15 protein-coding genes are annotated in these 20531 nt (G+C 74.3%); 7 read left to right on the forward strand and 8 right to left on the reverse strand.

Annotated features, from left to right (window positions below; translation table 11 throughout):
- Nucleotides 1-191: 191 nt before the first annotated feature.
- Entirely contained in the window at nucleotides 192-1865 is a 1674-nt protein-coding gene (locus AC0VX6_RS06880) for an acyl-CoA synthetase (protein WP_475467828.1), read from the reverse strand.
- 362 nt (nucleotides 1866-2227) lie between these two features.
- Between AC0VX6_RS06880 and rocD the strand changes: the two genes are divergently transcribed.
- Nucleotides 2228-3502, forward strand: coding sequence for an ornithine--oxo-acid transaminase (gene rocD, locus AC0VX6_RS06885; RefSeq protein WP_274976691.1), 1275 nt, complete (start codon nucleotides 2228-2230; stop codon nucleotides 3500-3502).
- 31 nt (nucleotides 3503-3533) lie between these two features.
- Here rocD and AC0VX6_RS06890 read toward each other — a convergent pair whose 3' ends face one another.
- Nucleotides 3534-5027 (reverse strand): SGNH/GDSL hydrolase family protein, encoded by a 1494-nt coding sequence (locus AC0VX6_RS06890; RefSeq protein WP_274976692.1) that lies wholly within the window; start codon nucleotides 5025-5027, stop codon nucleotides 3534-3536.
- A 51-nt stretch (nucleotides 5028-5078) separates the two neighbouring features.
- Nucleotides 5079-6317 carry an 8-amino-7-oxononanoate synthase gene (locus AC0VX6_RS06895; protein WP_274976693.1) on the reverse strand — a complete coding sequence of 413 codons (1239 nt, stop codon included), beginning with the start codon at nucleotides 6315-6317 and terminating at the stop codon, nucleotides 5079-5081.
- 247 nt (nucleotides 6318-6564) lie between these two features.
- On the opposite strand from AC0VX6_RS06895, the gene AC0VX6_RS06900 reads away from it, so the two are divergent.
- A complete protein-coding gene (locus AC0VX6_RS06900) occupies nucleotides 6565-7917 on the forward strand; it encodes an adenosylmethionine--8-amino-7-oxononanoate transaminase (protein ID WP_274976694.1) in 1353 nt (450 codons plus the stop codon).
- Nucleotides 7914-8651, forward strand: coding sequence for a dethiobiotin synthase (bioD, locus tag AC0VX6_RS06905; RefSeq protein WP_274976695.1), 738 nt, complete (start codon nucleotides 7914-7916; stop codon nucleotides 8649-8651). Before AC0VX6_RS06900 ends, bioD begins: the two co-directional genes overlap by 4 nt.
- On the opposite strand, the gene AC0VX6_RS06910 is transcribed toward bioD, so the two are convergent.
- Nucleotides 8617-9102, reverse strand: a complete 486-nt coding sequence (locus AC0VX6_RS06910; protein WP_475467829.1) for a DUF3291 domain-containing protein — start codon at nucleotides 9100-9102, stop codon at nucleotides 8617-8619. The two genes, bioD and AC0VX6_RS06910, sit on opposite strands and share 35 nt — an antisense overlap.
- 119 nt (nucleotides 9103-9221) lie before the next feature.
- Here AC0VX6_RS06910 and AC0VX6_RS06915 point away from each other — a divergent pair, with 119 nt between their 5' ends.
- Nucleotides 9222-10697, forward strand: coding sequence for an aminotransferase-like domain-containing protein (locus tag AC0VX6_RS06915; protein ID WP_475467831.1), 1476 nt, complete (start codon nucleotides 9222-9224; stop codon nucleotides 10695-10697).
- Between the two features lie 120 nt (nucleotides 10698-10817).
- Here the strand turns inward: AC0VX6_RS06915 and AC0VX6_RS06920 are convergent, their stop codons facing one another.
- The gene (locus AC0VX6_RS06920; protein WP_047868874.1) at nucleotides 10818-11432 is read right to left on the reverse strand and encodes a superoxide dismutase; all 615 of its coding nucleotides are present in this window, start codon (nucleotides 11430-11432) and stop codon (nucleotides 10818-10820) included.
- Nucleotides 11433-12209: 777 nt separating this feature from the next.
- On the opposite strand from AC0VX6_RS06920, the gene AC0VX6_RS06925 reads away from it, so the two are divergent.
- The 3 genes from AC0VX6_RS06925 (at nucleotide 12210) to AC0VX6_RS06935 (ending at nucleotide 17157) form a co-directional block, all read left to right on the forward strand.
- Nucleotides 12210-13256 (forward strand): class I SAM-dependent methyltransferase, encoded by a 1047-nt coding sequence (locus AC0VX6_RS06925; RefSeq protein ID WP_475467833.1) that lies wholly within the window; start codon nucleotides 12210-12212, stop codon nucleotides 13254-13256.
- A 236-nt stretch (nucleotides 13257-13492) separates the two neighbouring features.
- Complete coding sequence (locus tag AC0VX6_RS06930) at nucleotides 13493-15505, forward strand: glycosyltransferase family 2 protein (protein ID WP_475467835.1); 2013 nt, start codon at nucleotides 13493-13495, stop codon at nucleotides 15503-15505.
- On the forward strand, nucleotides 15502-17157 hold the full coding sequence (locus AC0VX6_RS06935) for a glycosyltransferase family 2 protein (RefSeq protein ID WP_274976700.1): 1656 nt from the start codon (nucleotides 15502-15504) through the stop codon (nucleotides 17155-17157). The genes AC0VX6_RS06930 and AC0VX6_RS06935 overlap by 4 nt, the downstream gene beginning before the upstream one ends.
- Before the next feature lie 91 nt (nucleotides 17158-17248).
- On the opposite strand, the gene AC0VX6_RS06940 is transcribed toward AC0VX6_RS06935, so the two are convergent.
- The 3 genes from AC0VX6_RS06940 to ald form a co-directional block, all read right to left on the reverse strand.
- The gene (locus tag AC0VX6_RS06940) at nucleotides 17249-17704 is read right to left on the reverse strand and encodes a MaoC family dehydratase (protein WP_248773945.1); all 456 of its coding nucleotides are present in this window, start codon (nucleotides 17702-17704) and stop codon (nucleotides 17249-17251) included.
- Nucleotides 17705-17858: 154 nt separating this feature from the next.
- Nucleotides 17859-19016 carry an enolase C-terminal domain-like protein gene (locus AC0VX6_RS06945; protein WP_475467837.1) on the reverse strand — a complete coding sequence of 386 codons (1158 nt, stop codon included), beginning with the start codon at nucleotides 19014-19016 and terminating at the stop codon, nucleotides 17859-17861.
- Between the two features lie 186 nt (nucleotides 19017-19202).
- Nucleotides 19203-20324: an alanine dehydrogenase gene (gene ald, locus AC0VX6_RS06950; RefSeq protein ID WP_274976702.1), complete on the reverse strand. Its 1122-nt coding sequence runs from the start codon at nucleotides 20322-20324 to the stop codon at nucleotides 19203-19205.
- Between the last annotated feature and the right edge of the window lie 207 nt (nucleotides 20325-20531).

Genomic DNA, 20531 nt, shown 5'->3' on the forward strand with positions numbered 1-20531 from the left:
GTTCCGCAGCAGGCCGCCGGGGAGGCCGGGTGCCCGGCCGCGAGCGCCGTCTCCGGCACGGTCCGGCACCCGTTCCGAAGTCCGTCCCCGGGGCCCGCCCCGGAACGGGGGGTTCGGCCGCAGGACCTGTTCCGACATGACCCCGGGCCCGTGGAGGAGTCCCCGGCGGGGACCGGAGAGCGGACCGGCTCTCAGGGAAGGGTCGGGACGGCCGGAGCGGGTGAACCGGTCCCGGTGACCGACGCCGCCCACCGGTAGTCCTGTTTGCCGACCGCCGTACGCCGCACCCGGTCCACGAAGTGCACGGTGCGCGGCACCTTGAACCCCGCCAGCCGGACCCGGCAGTACGCGCGCAGCTCCGCCTCCTCCAGACGGGCGTTCGCGGCCAGCGAGACCAGCGCGGTCACCCGCTGCCCGAGGTACTCGTCGGGCGAGGGCACCACGATGGCGTCCTCCACCGAGGGGTGGGCCTTGAGCACGGCCTCCACCTCCTCGGGGTAGACCTTCTCCCCGGCGGTGTTGATCACCGCGCTGCCGCGTCCCAGCAGCGCGATCGAGCCGTCGGCGTCCCACGTCCCGAAGTCGCCCGACAGCGCCCAGCGGCGCCCCTCGGCGTCGGTGGGGAAGGTGCGCGCGGTCGCCAGGGGGTCGTTGTAGTAGCCCAGCGGGATCCGTCCGGTGCGCGCGATCCGCCCCACCTCCCGCGAACCCGGGGGCAGCGGGCGCAGGGACGCGTCCAGCACCGCGATGCTGCCGCCCATGGTGAAGCTGCGGCTGCCCGAGGGGCCGCCCCCGGAGGGGGCCTCCGCCGGACCGGCCGGTTCGGCGCCGGTCGCCGACCCGCACACGCCCGTCTCCGACCCCCCGTAGGCGTCGGAGAGGGACACGTCCTCGCGCCAGGCGTGCCACAGCGCGCGCACCGCCGGGGTGAGCGGGGTGCCGCCGGAGCGGACCGAGGCCAGGTCCGGGCACAGCCCCGGTTCGGTGAGCAGGTGGCGGGCCAGCGGGCGGGCCATGGCGTCGCCCACCAGCTGGAGCGCGTGCACGCCCTCCCGGTGCGCCGTCTCCAGCACCCGGTCCGGACGGAAGCTGCGGTCGGTGGACAGCACCACCCGCTTGCCGCACAGCAGCATGCTCAGCGCGTTCCACTGTCCGGCCGCGTGCATGAGCGGACCGAGGACCAGCATGCGCTGCTCGAAGCAACGCGCGGCGCGCTCGGCCACCTCCCGCGGGGTGCGGGCGCTGGGCGTGCCCGGAGCGCGGCGCTCCAGGGCCGCGCGGAAGATGTCCGCCTGCCGCCACAGCACGCCCTTGGGGTAGCCCGTCGTGCCGCCGGTGTAGAGCAGGTAGTGGTCCTCGCCGCTGGTCGGGGGCAGGACCGCGTCCTCGGGCGCCGAGGCCAGCGCTTCCTCGTAGTCGAGGCCCCGCGTCCCGCGCGCGGAGCCGTCCGCGACGAGCAGGACGTGGCGCAGCCGGGGCAGGTCGGAGCGGACCGTGTCCACCGCCCCGGCCAGCGAGTCCTCCGCGATCAGCGCGACCGCGTGCGAGTCGGCCAGGACGTGGCGCAGCTCGCCCGCGACGTAGCGGTAGTTGACGTTGACCGGGACCGCTCCCGCGCGCAGGACGCCGAGGAAGGACTCCACCCACTCGGCGCGGTTGAACGCCAGGACGGCGACGTGCTCGCCGGGGCGCACGCCCGCGCCGACCAGGTGGCGGGCCAGCCGCAGCGAGCGCTCGTGCAGGGCGCGGTAGGTGAGCCGACGGGGGCCGGCGACCAGGGCGGTCCGGTCCGGCACGGCGTCGGCGACCGCCGCGAACAGGCGGGAGAGCGAGAAGGGGGCGTCCGGGGACGCGGAGGTGGGCACGCCTGACCTCCCGGGCACGGTCGACGGAGCCGTCCACGGCTCGGTGCTCGCGGCGGCTGAGTGGCTGATGGTGCGACCGTACCCCTCGGGGGGCTGCCCGACCGCCGTCGGGGCTGTGGAGCGCGTCACCAGGGGCGTTATCGCAGGTCACCATGGATGTGACGACCCCGCTCAGAGGGTGTGCGCGGCGTTTCGCGGACGGGTTTTCGGGCATCGCCCCCGAGCTGTGACATCTCCCACCCCTTGTGGGCTCACCGGATCATCTGCTCAACTCTTGGGGACCTCCCGCCGAAGGGGCGCGATCCGGCCCGATGGTGGGTATCAACTGTCTGACATCGGTCAATGGTGATCGGAGCGGCTAGATGGGCAACACCCAGAACCTGGGACAGCGGGACTCCGCCGGGAACCCCGGTGGAGAGGCACTCTCCGGCGCGGACCACATCGCGCTCGCGCGGGCGCGGTCGGCGCACAACTACTCACCCCTTCCCGTCGTGATCGCCGAGGGCCGTGGCGCCTGGGTGACCGACGTCGAGGGCAGGAGGTACCTGGACTGCCTGGCCGGGTACTCCGCCATGAACTTCGGCCATCACAACCCCGACCTGCTCGCGGCGGCGCACCGGCAGATCGACCGGGTGACCCTCACGAGCCGGGCCTTCTACAACGACCAGTTCGGCCCGTGGGTCAGCGCCCTCGCCGACATGGTCGGCAAGGAGAAGGTCCTGCCGATGAACACCGGCGCCGAGGCGGTGGAGACCGGCATCAAGGTGGCCCGCAAGTGGGCCTACGAGGTCAAGGGCGTGCCCGAGAACGAGGCGACCATCGTCGTGGCGGGCGCCAACTTCCACGGACGCACCACCACCATCGTCTCCTTCTCGTCGGACCCTGAGGCCAGGACCGGTTTCGGGCCCTACACGCCGGGTTTCCGGTCCGTGCCCTACGGTGACGCCGAGGCCATCGAGGCCGCCATCGACTCCACGACCGCGGCGGTCCTCATCGAGCCCGTGCAGGGCGAGGCGGGCGTGATCGTGCCCCCGGCGGACTTCCTGCCCCGGGTCAGGGAGATCTGCGACCGTGAGCGGGTGCTGTTCATCGCCGACGAGGTGCAGTCGGGCCTGGGCCGCACCGGGACGGTCCGGGCCTGCGAGCACAGCGGTGTGGTCCCCGACGCCTACCTGTTCGGCAAGGCGCTGGGCGGCGGCATCCTGCCGGTGTCGGCGATGGTCGCCGACGAGGACGTGCTCGGCGTCATCCAGCCCGGCCAGCACGGCAGCACGTTCGGCGGCAACCCGCTGGCCGGGGCGGTCGGGAGCACGGTCGTGCGGATGCTCACCGAGGGGCCCTACCTGGAGAACACGCGCCGTCTGGGCGAGGTGCTCAAGCGCCGCCTCAAGGAGTTCGTCGGGGACGGGGTGGTGTCCGCGCGCAGCATCGGACTGTGGGCCGGCATCGACGTCGACCCGTCGCTGGCCTCGGGCCGGGAGCTGTGCGAGCGCCTCGCCGACCACGGGGTCCTGGTCAAGGACACCCACGGCTCCACCGTGCGGATGTCGCCGCCCCTGGTGATCAGCGAGGAGGACCTCAACTGGGGTCTGGACCGCTTCGCCGAGGTGATCAGGGAGCTCCAGGCGGGCCGGTAGCGACGCGACGCGGGGCCGACGCTTCCCCGGGTCAGGGGGCGTCGGCCTCGTTGCCGGGCGGCTCGGTGGCGAACTCCGGGTCCAGCGGTCCGCCCAGTTCCGACCTCAGCTGCTCAGGGTCGACCTTCTCCAGGGTCTCCCGGGCCACGTAGACCTCCCGCTCGGGGCCCTCCACGATCTGCAGGCGCACCCGCTCGGCGATGGACAGCTGCCCCTGCGCGGTGGGGTGGAAGCTCGCCCGGTCCACGCGCAGGCCCTCGCCCAGCTGGCCGAGCACGATCCCGTTCAGCCAGGCGGCGTCGGCGCTCACCTCGTGCCCGGTCAGGGCGGAGAAGGTGTTCACGTACTCCACGCTGCCGGTCTGGCGCCCGCCGTAGACGTCGCCGTCCACCCGGTAGGCCGTGTCGCGGATGAGCTCGTTGAACCGCTGGGCCAGACCGTTCAGCCAGAGCTGGTCGCTCCTGGTCAGCGTGTAGTACATGCCCGGGGGGTCCGCCGGGAACAGCCGCGGGTAGCCCAGCACCAGGACGCGGGCGTCGGGCGCGCGGTCGCGGACCTCCCCGAGGATCTCGGTCAGGGTCTCCTCGAAGGTCCTCATCCGCCTGTCGACCTCCTCCTCCTGCTCGACGCAGACGCTGCTCTCCAGGAGCGGCATCCGCACCATGCAGGTGCGCAGGACGGGGATGAAGCCCAGGTCGTTGCCGCCGATGCCCAGGGTCACCAGGGACGTGTTCTCGGTGACCCGCTCGATCTGGGACCCGGAGGTGCCGATCTGCTCGATCATCTCCGAGCCCTTGTGGCTGCTGCACGCGTAGAAGGCCAGCGAACCGGTGAAGTCGAACTCCTCGGCGACCACCCGGGGGTAGGCGTTCTCCGAACGCCAGCAGCCGCCCGCCTCGGCGGTGTCGGGGGCGTAGTCGCCCGCGCCGTCACCGGAGGAGTAGGAGTCGCCCAGGGCCACGTAGTTGCCCCACAGCGCGGCCTCCTCGGGCTCCATCCGGACCCGCCAGTCGGTCTGCTCCTCCTCGGTGATCGGGGGGAGCTCCTCGGCCGGGCACACGCCGTCGGTGGTCTCGCACCACAGGGAGACCAGGCCCTCGCGGGTGGCGGGCAGCGCCAGGACGGCCACCATGACCAGGATCAGCGTGACCGAGACGGCGGCGGCCACCCGGGAGCGTCGGCGCCGTCGGCGCGGACGGCCTTCCCCGTCCTCACCGCCGCTGCCGTCGTCGGTCCCGTCACCGCCGTCACCGCCGTCGTCCGTTCCGTCGCCGGAACCGCCGTGGGCGTCCGCCCCGCCGGTGCTGTCCGCGTCCCTGCCGGAGGTGTCCTCGCGGGCGGGTTGTGTGGAACCGCGCGCACCGTCCCCGTCGGAGGAACACCCGGGGGCCGCGACTGCCGCGTCCTGCCCGGCGTGCGGGTCCCCCTCCGGCTCGCGGGGGGCGGAGCCGGGTACACGGCCGACGGCGGAGGGGTCCGCGGGGACCGGCTCCGGCGCCTCGGGGTCCTCACCACGTGCTGACACGGCCGCTATCGCCTCCCCGGATTCCGGCGGACTCTCGTCACCTCCGCAAGACTATCCGGGACGGTTCGCCGCGATGACGTCCACGACCCGGTCCACGTCGGCCCCGCTCAGTGTCGCCCGGGCGGTCAGCCGCAGCCGGGACCGGCCGTCGGGGACCGAGGGCGGGCGGAAGCAGCCCACGCGCACGCCCGCGGCCAGACAGGCGTCGCGCCAGGCCAGAGCGGCCCCGGGGGAGGGCGCCGTCACCGACACCACGGCGGCGTCCGGTGCGCTCGTGGGCAGCCCGCGCCCGCGCAGCCCCTCCGCCAGCCGCCGCGCACGGTCGCGCACCGCGTCGGCCAACCAGGGCTGTGCGCGCAGCACGCGCAGCGCGGCCAGGGCCGCGCCCGCCGAGGACGGAGCCAGACCGGTGTCGAAGACGAACGTGCGCGCGGTCTCGGTCAGGTGGCGGACCACCCGGTGCGAGCCCAGCACCGCGCCGCCCTGGGAGCCCAGCGACTTGGACAGGGTCACCGACACCGCGACGTCGTCCGCGCCGCGCAGCCCGGCGGCGGTCGCCGTCCCGCTCCCGCCGGGCCCCACCACGCCCAGACCGTGCGCGTCGTCCAGCAGCAGGGCGGCGCCGTGCCCGCGGGCCGCGCGCGCCAGGGCGGCCGCGTCGGTGAGGTCGCCGTCCACGGAGAACACGGTGTCGCTCAGCAGCAGGGCCCGCCCCTCGGCGGACGCGAGCGCCTCGGCGGCCCGGTCCGCGTCGGCGTGGTCGTAGAGAGCCACGCGCGCCCCCGAGGCCCGGGCCAGCCGGGTCGCGTCGATGAGGGAGGCGTGGTTGTACCGGTCGCACACCAGCAGGGGAGGGGCGCCGCCGTCCGGCGCGGCCAGCGCGGTGACCATCGCCAGGTTCGCCGCGTACCCGGACGAGAACACCAGCGCCGACTCCGCGCCGTGGAGGTCGGCGAGCTCGCGTTCCAGCTCCCGGTGCAGGCCGGTGTCCCCGGTGACCAGCCTCGATCCGCCCGCGCCCGCGCCCCACACGCGGGCGGCGTCCCCGGCGGCGGCCACCACGTCCGGGTGGCGCAGCAGCCCGAGGTAGTCGTTGCCCGCCAGGTCCAGCAGGCCGTCGGTCGCGGGCCGGGGCGTGGCGCGCCGCGTCAGCCCGGCCTCGGCGCGTGCGCGGGCGGCGGCGTCCAACCACCCGAAGGGGTGTCCCGGCGGCAGCGCACGAGCGCGGCGCGCGCGGGCCGTGGCGCGCAGGGGCCACGGGCGGCGGGTGGGTGCGGCGGTGCTCGGCATACGCGGTTCGGCCTCCTGGGTCGTGGGTGCGGTCGGGCCGGGAGGCGAGGGCGCGTCCCCGGCGGGGACCGACCCAGCGGCGGCCAATCCCGCTGGGGCGGTCCGGTCCTTCGTGCCAGGGAGGCGTCTACGACTCTGCCGTCCCGCGCACGTGCGCGTCATTCACCGAAGCCCACAAAGATCCGCCCGGATTCCTGGTGGGACCGCACGGGGGCGCGTACGGGCGCGGGGTGAACAATGGAGCCCCATGACCCCGACGTCCCCCGCGGCTTCCGCGGACCCGGCGCCCGCGGACCGCTCCGCCCGGATCCGCGCCGCGGACACCGCCCATCTGTGGCACCCCTACACCACCGTTCCCGCCGCGGAGCGGCCGTACGTGGTCACCGGTGCCGAGGGGGCGACGCTGACCCTGTGGTCCGAGGAGGGCGAGCGGCGCGTGGTGGACGCGATGTCGTCCTGGTGGTCGGCGGTGCACGGCTACCGCCACCCGGTGCTCGACGCCGCGGTGCGGCGGCAGGCCGACGCGTTCAGCCACGTCATGTTCGGCGGGCTCACCCACGGGCCCGCCGCGGACCTGGCCGAGGCCCTGGTGGCGGTCACCCCGCAGCCTCTGGAGCACGTCTTCCTCGCCGACTCGGGCTCCGTGGCGGTGGAGGTCGCCATGAAGATGTGCATGCAGTACCACCGCTCCACCGGCAGGCCCGGGCGGCGCCGTTTCCTCACCTGGCGGGGCGGCTACCACGGCGACACCTTCCACGCGATGAGCGTGTGCGACCCCGACGGCGGCATGCACTCCCTGTGGGGCGACGTGCTGCCCGCCCAGGTGCACGCCCCCGCGCCGCCCTCCGGGTTCGACGCCGAACCCGACCCCGGCTACGTGGCCGCCTTCGAGCGCCTGGCGGCCGAGCACGCCGACGAGTTGGCCGCGGTCATCGTCGAACCCGTGGTGCAGGGCGCGGGCGGCATGCGTTTCCACCACCCGGGCTACCTGCGGGAGCTGCGGCGGATCGCCGACGAGTACGGGCTGCTGCTGGTCTTCGACGAGATCGCCACCGGCTTCGGCCGCACCGGCGAGTTCTTCGCCGCCGACCACGCCGGTGTCGCCCCCGACGTCATGTGCCTGGGCAAGGCGCTGACCGGCGGTTACCTGACCCTCGCCGCGACGCTGGCCACCGCACGGGTGGCCCGCGGCATCGCCGGGGGTGAGGTGCCGGTGCTCGCCCACGGGCCCACGTTCATGGGCAACCCGCTGGCCTGCGCGACCGCGCTGGCCTCGGTGGACCTGCTGACCGGCGGGGACTGGAGGGGCGACGTGGCGCGGATCGGGACCGGCCTGCGCGAGGGGCTGGCCCCGCTGGAGGGGCTGCCGGGCGTGCGCGAGGTGCGGGTGCTCGGCGCGATCGGGGTGGTGGAGCTGGACGCGCCGGTGCGCATGGCCGAGGCCACGCGGGCGGCGGTGGAGGCGGGGGTGTGGCTGCGGCCCTTCCGCGAGCACGTGTACGCGATGCCGCCCTACGTGTGCACCTCGGAGGAGGTGGCCGCCGTCGCCGACGGGATGGCCGCCGCAGTGCGGGCCTGCTTGGGGGAGGAGCGCCGATGAGCGTCCTGGTGGTGACGGGGACCTGTACCGGGGTCGGCAAGACGGTGGTCACCGCGGCGGTGGCCGCGCTGGCGGTCGCGGCGGGACGGCGGGTGGCCGTGCTCAAACCCGCCCAGACCGGAGTGGGGCCCGGCGAACCCGGCGACGCCGACACCGTGGCCGCACTGGTCCCGGCCGTGACGACGGCGGAACTGGTCCGCTACCCCGAGCCGCTGGCCCCCGCCACGGCCGCCGCCCGCTGCGGGGCCGAACCCGTGCGGGCCGAGGCGGTGGCCGAGGCCGTGTGGCGCCTGGCGGGCACGCACGACCTGGTGCTGGTCGAGGGTGCGGGCGGGCTGCTGGTGCGGCTCAACGCCGAGGGGCAGACCCTGGCCGACGTCGCCGTGCTGCTGTCCGCGCCGGTCCTGGTGGTGGCCCGACCCGACCTGGGCACCCTGAACGCCACCGCGCTGACCGCCGAGGCGCTGCGCACCCGCGGCCTGTCCCCGGCCGGGGTGGTGGTGGGGTCCTGGCCGGACCGCCCGGACCTGGCCATGCGCTGCAACCTCACCGACCTGTCCGCCATGGGGGCGGGTCCCCTGGCGGGAGCCGTGCCGCGGGGCAGCGGGGCGCTGGACCCGCGCGCGTTCGCGGACGTGGCCCACCGCTCCCTGGCGCCCCGCCTGGGCGGGGTCTGGCGGGTCGGCGCCGGGTCGGGGATCAGGCCGGAGGGGGCACCGGCGAGGACAGGGTGAACGCCTGAGCGCCCGGGCCGTGCGCGCGCAGCCACGCCGCGCGCTCCCCGGCCTCCCGCGGCGGCACCGGGGTCCCGGCGGCCGACCACCACAGCGTGCGCTCCACCTCCGGGAAGGCGCCGACGGCCGCGCGGAAGAGCAGCACGTCCCGGTGCGCCGCCTCCACGAAGGACCGCAGATCGCCGGGGGAACGCCACAGGGAGACCAGGCGGACGCGGTCCCCCTCGTCGAGGAAGTGGACCTCCTCCAGGTGGCCGGGGTCCCGCCGGGCCCGTTCGCGCAGGGCGGCGGCGAACGCGCCGAGGCGGCGGCGGTCGCCCCGCAGGACGCGCGCCTCCACCAGCACCGGCCGACCGGCGCGGAGCGCGGGACCGCGCTCCCCGGGGCGGTCCGGACGGCGGCGGGGCGTGCGGCGGACGGTGTCGTGTCGGCGCTGGGCGAGGAAGTGCATGACCGCTCCCGAGGAATTGGACTGTTGTGCAGGGGCCACTTCGGCTCTGGTGGTATCCCCTTCGCTGATGCCAGTATGGAATCCGGGGGCCACTCCCCACAGATCCAATGGAGGGGAAAATGGACTCTTCCCGGAGTTCCGCAGAACTCGCCGACCTCCTCGGCGCCTGGTCCCGGGGCGGCGGGCCCCTCTACCGGCGCCTCGCCGACACCCTGCGCCGACTGGTCGACCAGGGCAGCCTCACCCCCGGCGAGCGCCTGCCCTCCGAACGCGCCCTCGCCGTCGGCCTGCGGGTCAGCCGCACCACCGTGGTCTCCGCCTACGACGCCCTGCGCGCGGACGGCATCCTCGACAGCAGGCAGGGCAGCGGCACCCGCGTCAGCAGCCGGATCGCGCCCGTGCGCTCGGACGGCTGGACCGCCAACGGCACGGGCAACCCCATGTACCGCAACCTCTTCCAGCACGAGGAGGGGCTCATCTCGGCCGCCTGCCTGTCCACCCCCGCGCTCCCCGGCGTGGAGGAGGCCGTCCGCCGGGTCGTGGCCGAGGACCTGCCCGCGCTCATGGCCGAGGGCAGCTACCACCCCAGCGGTCTGCCCGCGCTGCGCCGGGCCGTCGCCGACCACTACACCGCCCGGGGCCTGCCCACCACCGCCGACCAGATCGTCGTCACCACCGGCGCCCACCAGGCCGTCAACCTGGTCGCCCAGCTCTACCTGCGCAACGGCTCGCCCGTCGTGGTGGAGGACCCCAGCTTCGCGGGCTGCCTGGACCTGATGGGTGACCGGGGCGCCCGCTTCCTGCCCGTGCCACTGGACGAACAGGGGCTGGACGCCAACGGCGTGCGCCGCGCCGTGGCCGAGCACGCGCCCCACCTCGTCTACACGATGCCCTCGTACCACAACCCCACCGGCACGATGATGTCCGCGGCGCGCCGCCGCGAGCTGGGCGAGCTGTCCGCCCGCCACGGCGTGCCGGTGCTGGAGGACCACGCCTACACCGGCCTGCGCTCCCCCGACGAGCCCCCGCCGCTCGCCGCGTTCGCCCCGCGCGGGGCCGAGGTCATCACCGTGGAGTCGCTGTCCAAGGTCGGCTGGGCCGGGCTCCGGCTGGGCTGGCTGCGCGCGCCCGCCGAGATGGCCCTGCGCCTGAGCCGCCGCAAGGTCCTCGCCGACCTGGCCAGCCCCCTGCTCGACCAGGCGGTGACCGTGCGCCTCCTGGAGCGCTACGACGAGCTGTCCCGGCAGCGCTCCGCGCTGATGCGCGAGGCCCTCGACCACATGGAGGAGCTGCTGCGCGGGGCCCTGCCCTCCTGGGAGTGGCGGCGCCCCGACGGCGGTGCGGCGCTGTGGGTGCGCCTGCCCGGTGTGGAGGCCCGCGCCTACGTGCAGGTCGCGCTCTGCCACGACGTGGAACTGGTCCCGGGCTCGGTGATGTCGGCGTCCGGAGGGGAGCGCCACGCCGAGTGGTTCCGGCTGCCCTTCGCCTACGACGCCCCCACCCGCGAGGAGCTGGTCTGGCGGCTGGCGCGGGCCTGGCGCGAACTCGACCGGCACGGGCCGGTGGAGGCCGACCCGGTCCGCCTCGTGGTCTGACCCGCCAGGGGCCGGGCGGGGCCCGGGAGAGGCGGCCCCGTACACGCGCGAGGGCGGCATCACCGGTGGGTGGTGCCGCCCTCCGCCGTGTCCGGCGACGAACCGGACGGGGGACCGGGCCTAGCCGATCTTGACCCCGCGGGCGTTGGTGAAGCGCTCCTGGACGTCGGCCCAGTTGACCACGTTCCAGAAGGCCTTGGCGTACTCGGCCTTCACGTTCTTGTACTGGAGGTAGAAGGCGTGCTCCCACATGTCCAGCATCAGCAGCGGAACGGAGCTGAGGGCGGTGTTGCCCTGCTGGTCGTAGAGCTGCTCGATGACCAGGCGCTGACCCAGCGCGTCCCAGGCCAGGATCGCCCAGCCCGAGCCCTGGATGGTGGTGGCCACGGCGGTGAAGTGCGAGCGGAAGGCGTCGAAGGAGCCGAACTGGTCGTCGATGGCCGCTCCCAGCTCGCCCTCGGGCTTGTCACCGCCCTCGGGGGACAGGTTCTTCCAGAAGACGGAGTGGTTGACGTGGCCGCCCAGGTTGAAGGCCAGGTTCTTCTCCAGCATCGGGATGGTGCCGAAGTCGCCGGTCTCCCGGGCCTCCGCCATCTTCTCCAGAGCCGTGTTGGCACCGGCGACGTAGGTCGCGTGGTGCTTGTCGTGGTGCAGCTCCATGATCTGACCGGAGATCCACGGCTCCAGGGCCGCGTAGTCGTAGGGCAGTTCGGGAAGCGAGTACGGCGCAGACATCTCTGACGCACCTTTCCAATGACGCGGTTCGTCGTGTTCACCAGCGATGGGATCGCCTAGGCAGCAAGCTATCAGTCGGGCGGCGGCTCACCCGATGTCAGGCTCTTTACACTCCGGCACGGGAATAAACCGAGGCAGTCGGCCCCGCTCCGGAGCGCCCGGCCGCGTGCATGCGGCCGCCGCCCCTCGGGGGAGCGGACCACGCACGAACGGCCCGCGCGGTCGAGGTCTCACCGCCGCCTCCTCCCCGCACTGCCCGGCACGGCCTCTTCCAATCCTCGCTTTCGCGGTGAAACCGCCGGGGATGCGGACGCGGGCGCGCGGACTTCACGGAAAACACCCGCCGGTGTCCGCCGCCATCGCGTTGAATTCGCAGGTGGGAGGAGGAAGAATTGGCCGTGGTGCTCCGAACGGCGCGCGGCCGCCCGCGCCCGGGCCCCGGCGCCCCCGCGCGGAAGGTCCCACGGGAGGCCAGCGGGCCGCGGGACGGGGTCGCCGACGCCCCGGGAAAACCCCGGATGCGTGCAAATGAGAAGCACGTGATGCGCGGGTGAACGGAAGGCGAATTGCGTGTAATCCAGGTTTCGATTCCCCTTCGGGGGCGTCCGTTATTTCCTCGAAGGGCTAAGGTCGAAAGCGTCTGAGCGGATTGCCGGCCTCCCCGAAACACCGGGCGAAGCGGCAGTTCAGTGCCGGGAAACCAGCCCTTCCCCCCTCGTCCCCCCGCGGCCCGCGCCCGGCGGAACCGTGTCGAAACTCCCGTGGAGGTATCCGCCCATGCGGTCGCTTCGCAGCCGTCTCCGTCCACTCCTGGTCACCGGCGCGGTGGTCGGCGCCGCCGTGCTCTGCGTGCCGACTGCCCTGGGGATCGCCGACCTGATCGGCTGGACGGACGTGCTCACCCTCACCTTCCTCGGCCTGCTCGCCGGTGCCGTGGGCGTGCTCGGGCTGGGCACGCTGCTCCTGTACCGCAGGGTGGGCGCCCTCTCCAGGAGCGTGTCCACCTCGATGGAGGCCCACAGCCGCAGCGTCGCCGAGACCCTGGGACGGGACCGCCTGGAGGCGACCCTGGCCATGGACGGCGTCCGCGAACGCCTCGCCCACCTCCAGGACCACACGCTCCCCAAGGTCAGCCGCGAGATCAGGAACGTGGTCACCGCGCGGGGCCGCGACGACTACGAGCAGCAGGTCGCCTGGACCGAGCTGCGCGAGCACCTCGACACCGCCGCGTTCATGCCGCCCCTGCGCGGCTGGGCCGCCTCCCCCGACGTGCTCCGCATCCTGATCCGCCAGATCGACCGGCTGCGCCCCGACCTGGTCGTGGAGTGCGGCAGCGGCGCCTCCAGCGTCTGGATCGGCTACGCCCTGCGCCGTGCGGGCACCGGCAGACTCGTCGCCGTCGAGCACGACGCCCGTTACGCCGAGCTCAGCCGCGAACTCGTGGCCGCGCACGGGCTCGACGACATCGTCGAGGTCCGGCACGCCCCGCTGGTCCAGACCCCCAACACGACGGTCACCGTCGATGGCGAGGAACGGCCCACCGCCGACCGCTGGTACGACACCTCGGTCTTCGCCGACCTGGAGGGCGTCGGCCTCGCGTTCGTCGACGGCCCGCCCCAGGCCACCGGCCTGCAGGCCCGCTACCCCGCGCTGCCCGTCCTGCTGCCGCGCTGCACCGAGGACGCCGTCATCGTCCTGGACGACGCCGCGCGCGTGGACGAGCGCGCCATCGGGGACCGCTGGCTGGCCGAGCACCCCGACCTCCAGCGCGTCGAGGAGGCCGCAGAGAAGGGCGCCCACGTCTTCAGCCGCAAGGGCGTCTAGGGAGTGTTCCGTGGAGGCTTTCGGATCAGCGAGCGGCCGTCCGGGCAATCTCTCGCAAGACGGTTCGCGCAGGTCAGCCTGGTTGGCTTTTCAAGCGAAACCGGCGCAGCGAGAGGAAGTCCGGTGGTCGCGAGCCCGAAATGATCCAAGGAACACGACCTAGCGAACGCCGCGTTCCCACGCACCGCCTGACGGGCTCCCCGCCGAGCCCCGACCGACACACCCGAGGTCACCCGATGATTACCACCGCCCTGCGGCAGGCACTGCGCGCCCGTGGCACCGAGGCCGCCGTGCTCTGCCACGCGGGTGCCGACACCCGCTCCGTCCTGGCCGAGCTGCCGCTACGCCCCGACGACATCCTGGTGGACCTGGACGCCCACCCCCTGGGACAGCCCCTGGAGCTTCCGCGCGCCTGGATGCGGGACGAGGAGCCCGAGGTGGGGCTGGTCGCGGTCGTGGCCGCCACGACCACCGACCTGCACCGCGCCCTCACCGTCTCCACGCACCTGCCCAGAGCCGTGCACATCGTGGTCGCCATGGTCGCCACGTCCGGCCACCAGGAGCCCCCGATCCCGGCCTCCCCGGGCATGGGCCAGTGGCGCGAACTCCAGGAGGTGCGGGTCCGCCGCGTCAACAGGAACGGCTGGCTGTGCGAGCTGTTCTTCCCCAACGGGATGGACACCGTCCAGGTGGTCGACGCCGTCGTGCACGGCACCCGGGGACGGCGCCGGGGACCGGCCACCGCGCCGCTGGCCGTCCTCAACGGGCCCGAGGCCGCCCTGTGGCGGCCGGGCGACACCGGAGTGCGGGGCGTGGAGGCCCGGGGGCCCGTCCCGCTGCGCCGGGTGACCCCCGTGGGGGACCTGGCGCTGCGCGTGTCCGACGACGTCGAGCGGCCCGAGTGGACCGACCCGGTCGTCCCCGTCCTGGACCGCGCCACCACCGCCGCCGACTCCTGGGCCCGGATCGCCGGGACGGACGGGCACGTGCGGGCCCGCGGGGCGGTGCCGGACGCCGCGCACGCGGTCGCGCCCGTGGACGAGCTCACCGTCAACCCCACCGGGTTCACCAGGGTCAAGGACGGCAACCTGGCCGACCTGACCGTCCACGGCCCCCACGCCGTGGTCAGGGAGGGCGGCAAGGACCTGGTCACCGTCGCCGCCGACGGCACGGTCACCGACGTCGACCTGGCGCGCCTGCGCCACCTGCGCGGGGTCAGGGTGGACTGGTCCGGGCACACCGGGCCCAGCGCCGCCGTGCGCGCGGTCGCCTCCCTGGCCGCCGGCGGGGTGCCCCTGGTCAGCGGCGAGGTGCCCGCCTGGGCGTCGGGCCTGGGCGGGCCGCTCGCTGACCTGATCACCGGAGCCCGCGACGAGGACCTGCGCGACCAGCTGCGCCGCGAGGAGTACAGCGTCCGCCTGCGCCGCACGGCCCTGCGCGCCCACGGCCAGCGCTCCCGCTGGCGGGCCCTGGGGGCGCAGGCCGGGATCCCCCTACCCAGGGAGCCCCGGATCTCGGTGATCCTGTGCACGCGCCGCCCCGAGATGGTCGGGTTCGCGCTCGCCCAGATCGCCCGGCAGCGCGACGTGGAACTGGAGGTGGTCCTCACCCTCCACGGGTTCACCGCGGACCTGCCCGAGGTGCGCGCGGCGATCGACGCGTTCCGGGAGACGGGGCTGCCGCTGGTCCTGCACGAGGCCGACGCGGGCCAGATCTTCGGCTCGGTGCTCAACGACTCCGTCGACCGCGCCTCCGGAGACCTGATCTCCAAGTGGGACGACGACGACTGGTACGGCCCCGACCACCTGGCCGACCTGCTGCTGGCGCGGACCTACTCCGGTGCCGAGCTCGTGGGCACCGGACAGGACTTCATCTACCTCCAGGAGGTGGACCTGACCGTCTGGCGCAACCGCAGGTCGGAGGCGGCCACCCGGTTCATCGCCGGGGGCACGATCCTCACCGACCGCGTGGTGATGGAGGAGATCGGCGGCTTCCGGCCGCTGCCCCGCGCCATCGACACCCAGCTGCTCCTCGCCGTCATCCGGGGAGGCGGCCGCATCTACCGCGCCCATGGACTCGGATACGTGCTCCGCCGCACCGGCGGCGGGCACACCTGGTCCGAGGACATGGCCTTCTTCCTGCACAACCACACCCAGCAGTGGTTCGGCTGGCGTCCGAGCGCCATCGTGGAGGGCGAGCCCTCGCCCCTCGGCCAGCCCGCCACCGAGTACACGGGGGAGATCCGTTGACCACGCTTGACACGACTCCGGAACCGGTCTCCGGCGGTGGCGCGACCGCGCCGCTCCTGCCCCGCGCGCAGACCGACTACCGCGACCAGCCCCGCGCGCGGCGCAACGACTACTCCGTGCTCCAGCCGCCCGCGATCGGCGAGTGGACCCCGACCCTGTCGGTGTCGGTGGTCATCCCCGCCCACGGGCACCAGGAGAAGCTCGAACTGGTCCTGGCGTCCCTGTCCGCGCAGAGCTACCCCGCGCACCTGATGGAGGTGATCGTGGTGGACGACGGCACGCCCGAACCCCTCACGCTCTCACCGGTGCGCCCGGAGAACACCCGGCTGATCACCTCGGCCCCCGGCGGCTGGGGCTCGGCGCACGCCGTCAACAGCGGCGTGGCCGTCTCCTCCGGCCAGGTGGTCCTGCGCCTGGACGCGGACATGCTGGTCTACCGCGACCACGTCGAGTCGCAGATGCGCTGGCACCACCTGGTCGACTACGGGGTCGCCCTGGGCCACAAGATGTTCGTGGACTTCGATCCGCAGGCCATGACCGCCGAGTACGTGGCCGCCGAGGTGCGCGAGGGGCGCGCCGCCCAGCTGTTCGACCGCGAGAGCGCCGACCCGCACTGGGTGGAGCAGACCATCGACGGCAAGGACAAGCTGCGGACCGCCGACCGCCTGGCCTACAAGGTGTTCATCGGCGCCACCGGCTCCCTGCACCGCACCCTGTTCGACGCCGCGGGCGGCCTGAACGGTGAGCTGGTCCTGGGCGGCGACAGCGAGTTCGCCTACCGGGTCTCCCAGCAGGGCGCCCTGTTCGTCCCCGACCTGGACACCAGCAGCTGGCACCTGGGCCGCACCCAGATGCAGACCCGCCGCGACGCGGGCACCCGCTACCGCGCCCCCTTCGTGGCCAACCGGGTGCCCGACTTCCACCTGCGGCGCAAGCGCCCCGACCGGCAGTGGGAGGTCCCGCTGGTCGACGTGGTGATGGACGTGGACGGCGCCACCCTGGAGGACGTGGACACCACCGCGTCCGCGCTGCTGTCCGGCACCACCCCCGACATCCGGTTGTGGCTGGTCGGCCCCTGGGACGTGCTGGACGAGGGGCGGCGCTCCCCGCTGGACGAGGAGCGGCTCGACCTGCGGCTGATCCGGGAGACCTTCCGGGCCGACCCCCGGGTGCGCCTGGTGGAGGAGGCGCCGGGCCACGACCCGCTCGTCAACTTCCAGCTGCGCGTCCCCGCAGGTCCGGCGCTGAGGGAGCGGGCGGTCGTCGAGCTGGTCGACATGGCCAACAAGAACAAGGCCGGGCTGCTGTGCTCGCCGGTGCCCGGCGCCACGCGCGGTGACGGCGTCATGCGCCTGGAGCGGATCGCCGCCTACGCCAGGGCCCGCCACCTGTGGCCCGAGGCGGGCTCCGAGGAGCTGGACCGCCGGGTGGAGGAGGTCTACGGCACCCACTGGGTCCCCGGGACGGACTTCGTGTTCCCGGAGGAGGGCGAGCGGACCAAGCCCGAGAACCCCGAGGTGCTGCGGCGCAAGCTCGACCACGCGCTCGCCGAGGTGGAGCGCATGCGCGCGCGGGCCAGGCGCGCCGAGCGCAAGCTGCGCTGGTTCACCCCGGGGCTCACCCGCAGGGCGCTGCGCAAGCTGGCGCGCTGAGCACGCGGCCCCGGCCGGCGGGAGGACCGCCCGGCCGGGGCCGCGCCGGCGTTCCCGGGCCGCCCCGCGGCGTTCCCGGGAGCGGAGGGCCTCAGGGCACCCAGAGGCCGAGCGACTCGGCCACCAGGGCGGGCCGCTCCCGGCCCTCGATCTCCACGGTGTGGGTCGTGGTGACCAGGTAGCCCTTGGGGGTCTCCTGGACCGAGCTGAGCTCGACGCCGTCGCGGATGCGCGAGCCGGACACGACCGGCTGGAGGAAGCGCACCTTGTTGAGCCCGTAGTTGATGGACATGCTCGGCTTCTTCGTCACCGAGATCACCGACTGGGAGAAGTGGGCCAGCATCGACAGGGTGAGGAACCCGTGTGCGATGGTGCCCCCGAAGGGGCCCGCGGCCGCCCTCTCCGGTTCGGTGTGGATCCACTGGTGGTCCTGCGTCGCGTCGGCGAACAGGGAGATCCGGTCCTGGTCGATGGTCACCCAGTCGGTGTGGCCCAGGTGCTCGCCCTGGGATGCGAGCACCTCTTGGATATCGGCGAATACGCGCACCGCGCCTCCACGGTCGTCGGGTCCGGAAACGGGGGCCGGACGGTGCCGCAACTCTACCTAACGCTGTTCGGTTAGGGGAGGAGGGAACCCGGCCGGGCGCGGCGGAGTTGTGCTGCGGTTGCTGCGGTTGCTGCGTTTGTCCAGGGGCCGCCGGTCAGCGCCGCCGTCGGGCGCCGTTGGCGCGTCCGCGCTCCACGCGGGCCTCGCGCGTGCCGTCGGCGTCCACGACCAGGGCCCGGGCCGTGCGCTCGGCCACCGCCGCGCGGTCCACCGTGTGTCCCAGACCGCTCTCGGTCAGCGGGACCGGCACCACCCCGTCGTGCGCGCGCACGGGCGGGAGCACCAGGTCGCGGCCACGGCTTCCGGCGCCGGGCATCTCCACGGGCAGCGAGGCCCCCGACAGCGAGGCCAGCGCGACCGTCGCGGCGCGGCCGACCCCCGTCGCCGCCGAAGAGCCGCACCACACCCGCCAGCCCGCGTCCACGGCGCGGTCCACCGCGCGGCGGGCCGCCGTGAGGCCGCCCATACGTGCCGGGTCCACGTTCACCGCGCCGCCCGCCTCGGCCCGGATCGCCTCGGTGAGGTCGTCAACCGACTCCAGGGGCCGGCCCAGCGCCACCGGTGTGCGCATCTGGGCGGACAGCCGGGCGTGCGCCGCGAGGTCGTCCGGGGCGAAGGGGTCCTCCACCGCCAGCAGACCGAGCCCGTCCAGGACGCGCAGCGCGTCCAGGTCGGCGGGGGACTCGGTGTAGCGGCAGCCCGCGTCCGCCTGGAGGACCAGGAACGGGAAGCTCGACTGCACCGCGCGCACCACGTCCGCGTCCCAGCCCGGCGCGATCTCCAGCCGGATCCGCCGGAAACCCGCCCCCACCTGGCGGTTCACCTCCGTGACCACCGACTCCACGGCCGCCTGGCGGGGCAGCGTCACCCCCGCGGTGAGCGCGGTGCGCTCCCCGCCCAGGGCGTGCGAGAGCGGGGTGTCGCGCTGTCGGCTCCACAGGTCCCAGCACGCGGTGTCCAGGGCCCCGGCCACGGCCGGGTCCCAGGGCAGGTCGGCCCAGGCCTCGCCCGCCTCGGTCGGACGCCGCCAGGAGTGGCCGAGCAGGGCGGGGGCGAAGACGCGGGTCAGGGCGTCCCACTGGGCCGCGTCGGCCTCCGGCAGCTCCCCCCAGCCGCTCACGCCGTCACCGTCGGCCACCCGGACCAAGACGGGGCCGTCGGCGCCGGGGCCCCGGCCGCCGGCCGGGGGCCGCAGCCGGATCAGCTCTAGTTCGACGATCCGGGTCGCGGTCGCCGAGCCGGTGTGTGCCACGCTGTCCCACCTCGGTACTCGTCCTCCCGCGACCGGCCGCAGAGCCGGACGCGCGGGCTTTCCCCTCGACCGTACCCCCGGCCGACCTGCGCGACCACCCCGAACGGTGCGGTCCGCGCCACCCGTGCGGCCGGGCGGCGCGGACCCCGGGCTCGTGCCGCCCGCGTTCGGGGGCGGTAGCCCCTCCTAGCCCTGGACCAGCACCTCGTCCAGCGGGCGGTGCTTGAGCCCGTGCGCCTCGGCGACCGGGGCGGAGACCACGTCGCCGTCGAAGGTGTTCAGGCCCCCGGCCAGCGCCTCGTCCTCGTTCATGGCGAGCCGCCAGCCCTTCTCCGCCAGCGCCACGGTGTAGCGCAGGGTGTCCTTGGTGAGGGCGTGCGTGGAGGTGTTGGGCACCGCGCCCGGCATGTTCGCCACGCAGTAGAACACCGTGTCGTGCACGTGGAAGGTGGGGTCGGCGTGCGTAGTGGGGCGCGAGTCCTCGAAGCACCCGCCCTGGTCGATCGCGATGTCCACCAGCACCGCGCCCGGCCGCATCCGCGACACCAGCTCGTTGGTCACCAGCTTGGGCGCCTTGGCCCCCGGCACCAGCACCGCGCCGATCACCATGTCCGACTCCAGCACCGACAGCTCCAGCTCGAAGGCGTTGGACACCACCGTCTTGACCCGGCCCCGGTAGAGGGAGTCCACGTGCCGCAGCTTGTTCACGTTCAGGTCCAGCACGGTCACCTCCGCGCCCATGCCCACCGCGATCTGCGTCGCGTTCAGGCCGGAGACGCCCGCGCCGATCACGGTCACGCGCGCCGGGCGCACGCCCGGCACCCCGCCCATCAGCACGCCGCGACCGCCGCTGGGCCGCTGGAGGGTCACCGCGCCCATCTGCGGGGCCAGGCGGCCCGCGACCTCCGACATCGGTGCCAGCAGCGGCAGGGAGCCGTCCGGCAACTGCACGGTCTCGTAGGCGATGCCGGTCACCCGCCGGTCCAGCAGGGCGTCGGTGCACTCGCGCGAGGCGGCCAGGTGCAGGTAGGTGAAGAGGGTCTGCCCCTCCCGCATGCGGTGGTACTCGGCGGCGACCGGCTCCTTGACCTTCAGGACCAGCTCACCGGCGTCCCACACCTCGTCGGGGGAGTCCAGGACGCGCGCGCCCGCCGCCTCGTACTCGGCGTTGGAGATGGAGGAGCCCAGGCCCGCGTCGCGCTCGACGACCACCTCGTGGCCGCGTCGGACCAGTTCGTGGACACCGGCGGGGGTGATGGCCACCCGGTACTCGTGGTTCTTGATCTCGCGGGGCACGCCGATGCGCACGGTTCCTCCTACGGCCGTCTCCGGTGATACCCCCACTGTGAACTGCGGGGGTGTCCTGGCGCCATCGCCAACATGCAATGCTGTCGACGATCTTGTTGACAGGGTGTAAGCCCGGTGTGTGGTCTGGGACACGGGTACCTGCCCGTGACGCGCGGGCTCAATCCCCCGGGGCCCGAAGCGCTGGAAGCCGCCGCCCCGGGCGCTTCC

Source organism: Nocardiopsis sp. iso_25, from assembly GCF_056173305.1.

Bases quoted from the DNA above. Each gene is read 5' to 3' on its own strand.
- rocD (WP_274976691.1), top strand. From the start codon at position 2,228: ATGGGCAACACCCAGAACCTGGGACAGCGGGACTCCGCCGGGAACCCC.
- AC0VX6_RS06895 (WP_274976693.1), bottom strand. From the start codon at position 6,317: ATGCCGAGCACCGCCGCACCCACCCGCCGCCCGTGGCCCCTGCGCGCC.
- AC0VX6_RS06900 (WP_274976694.1), top strand. From the start codon at position 6,565: ATGACCCCGACGTCCCCCGCGGCTTCCGCGGACCCGGCGCCCGCGGAC.
- bioD (WP_274976695.1), top strand. From the start codon at position 7,914: ATGAGCGTCCTGGTGGTGACGGGGACCTGTACCGGGGTCGGCAAGACG.
- AC0VX6_RS06910 (WP_475467829.1), bottom strand. From the start codon at position 9,102: ATGCACTTCCTCGCCCAGCGCCGACACGACACCGTCCGCCGCACGCCC.
- AC0VX6_RS06915 (WP_475467831.1), top strand. From the start codon at position 9,222: ATGGACTCTTCCCGGAGTTCCGCAGAACTCGCCGACCTCCTCGGCGCC.
- AC0VX6_RS06920 (WP_047868874.1), bottom strand. From the start codon at position 11,432: ATGTCTGCGCCGTACTCGCTTCCCGAACTGCCCTACGACTACGCGGCC.
- AC0VX6_RS06925 (WP_475467833.1), top strand. From the start codon at position 12,210: ATGCGGTCGCTTCGCAGCCGTCTCCGTCCACTCCTGGTCACCGGCGCG.
- AC0VX6_RS06930 (WP_475467835.1), top strand. From the start codon at position 13,493: ATGATTACCACCGCCCTGCGGCAGGCACTGCGCGCCCGTGGCACCGAG.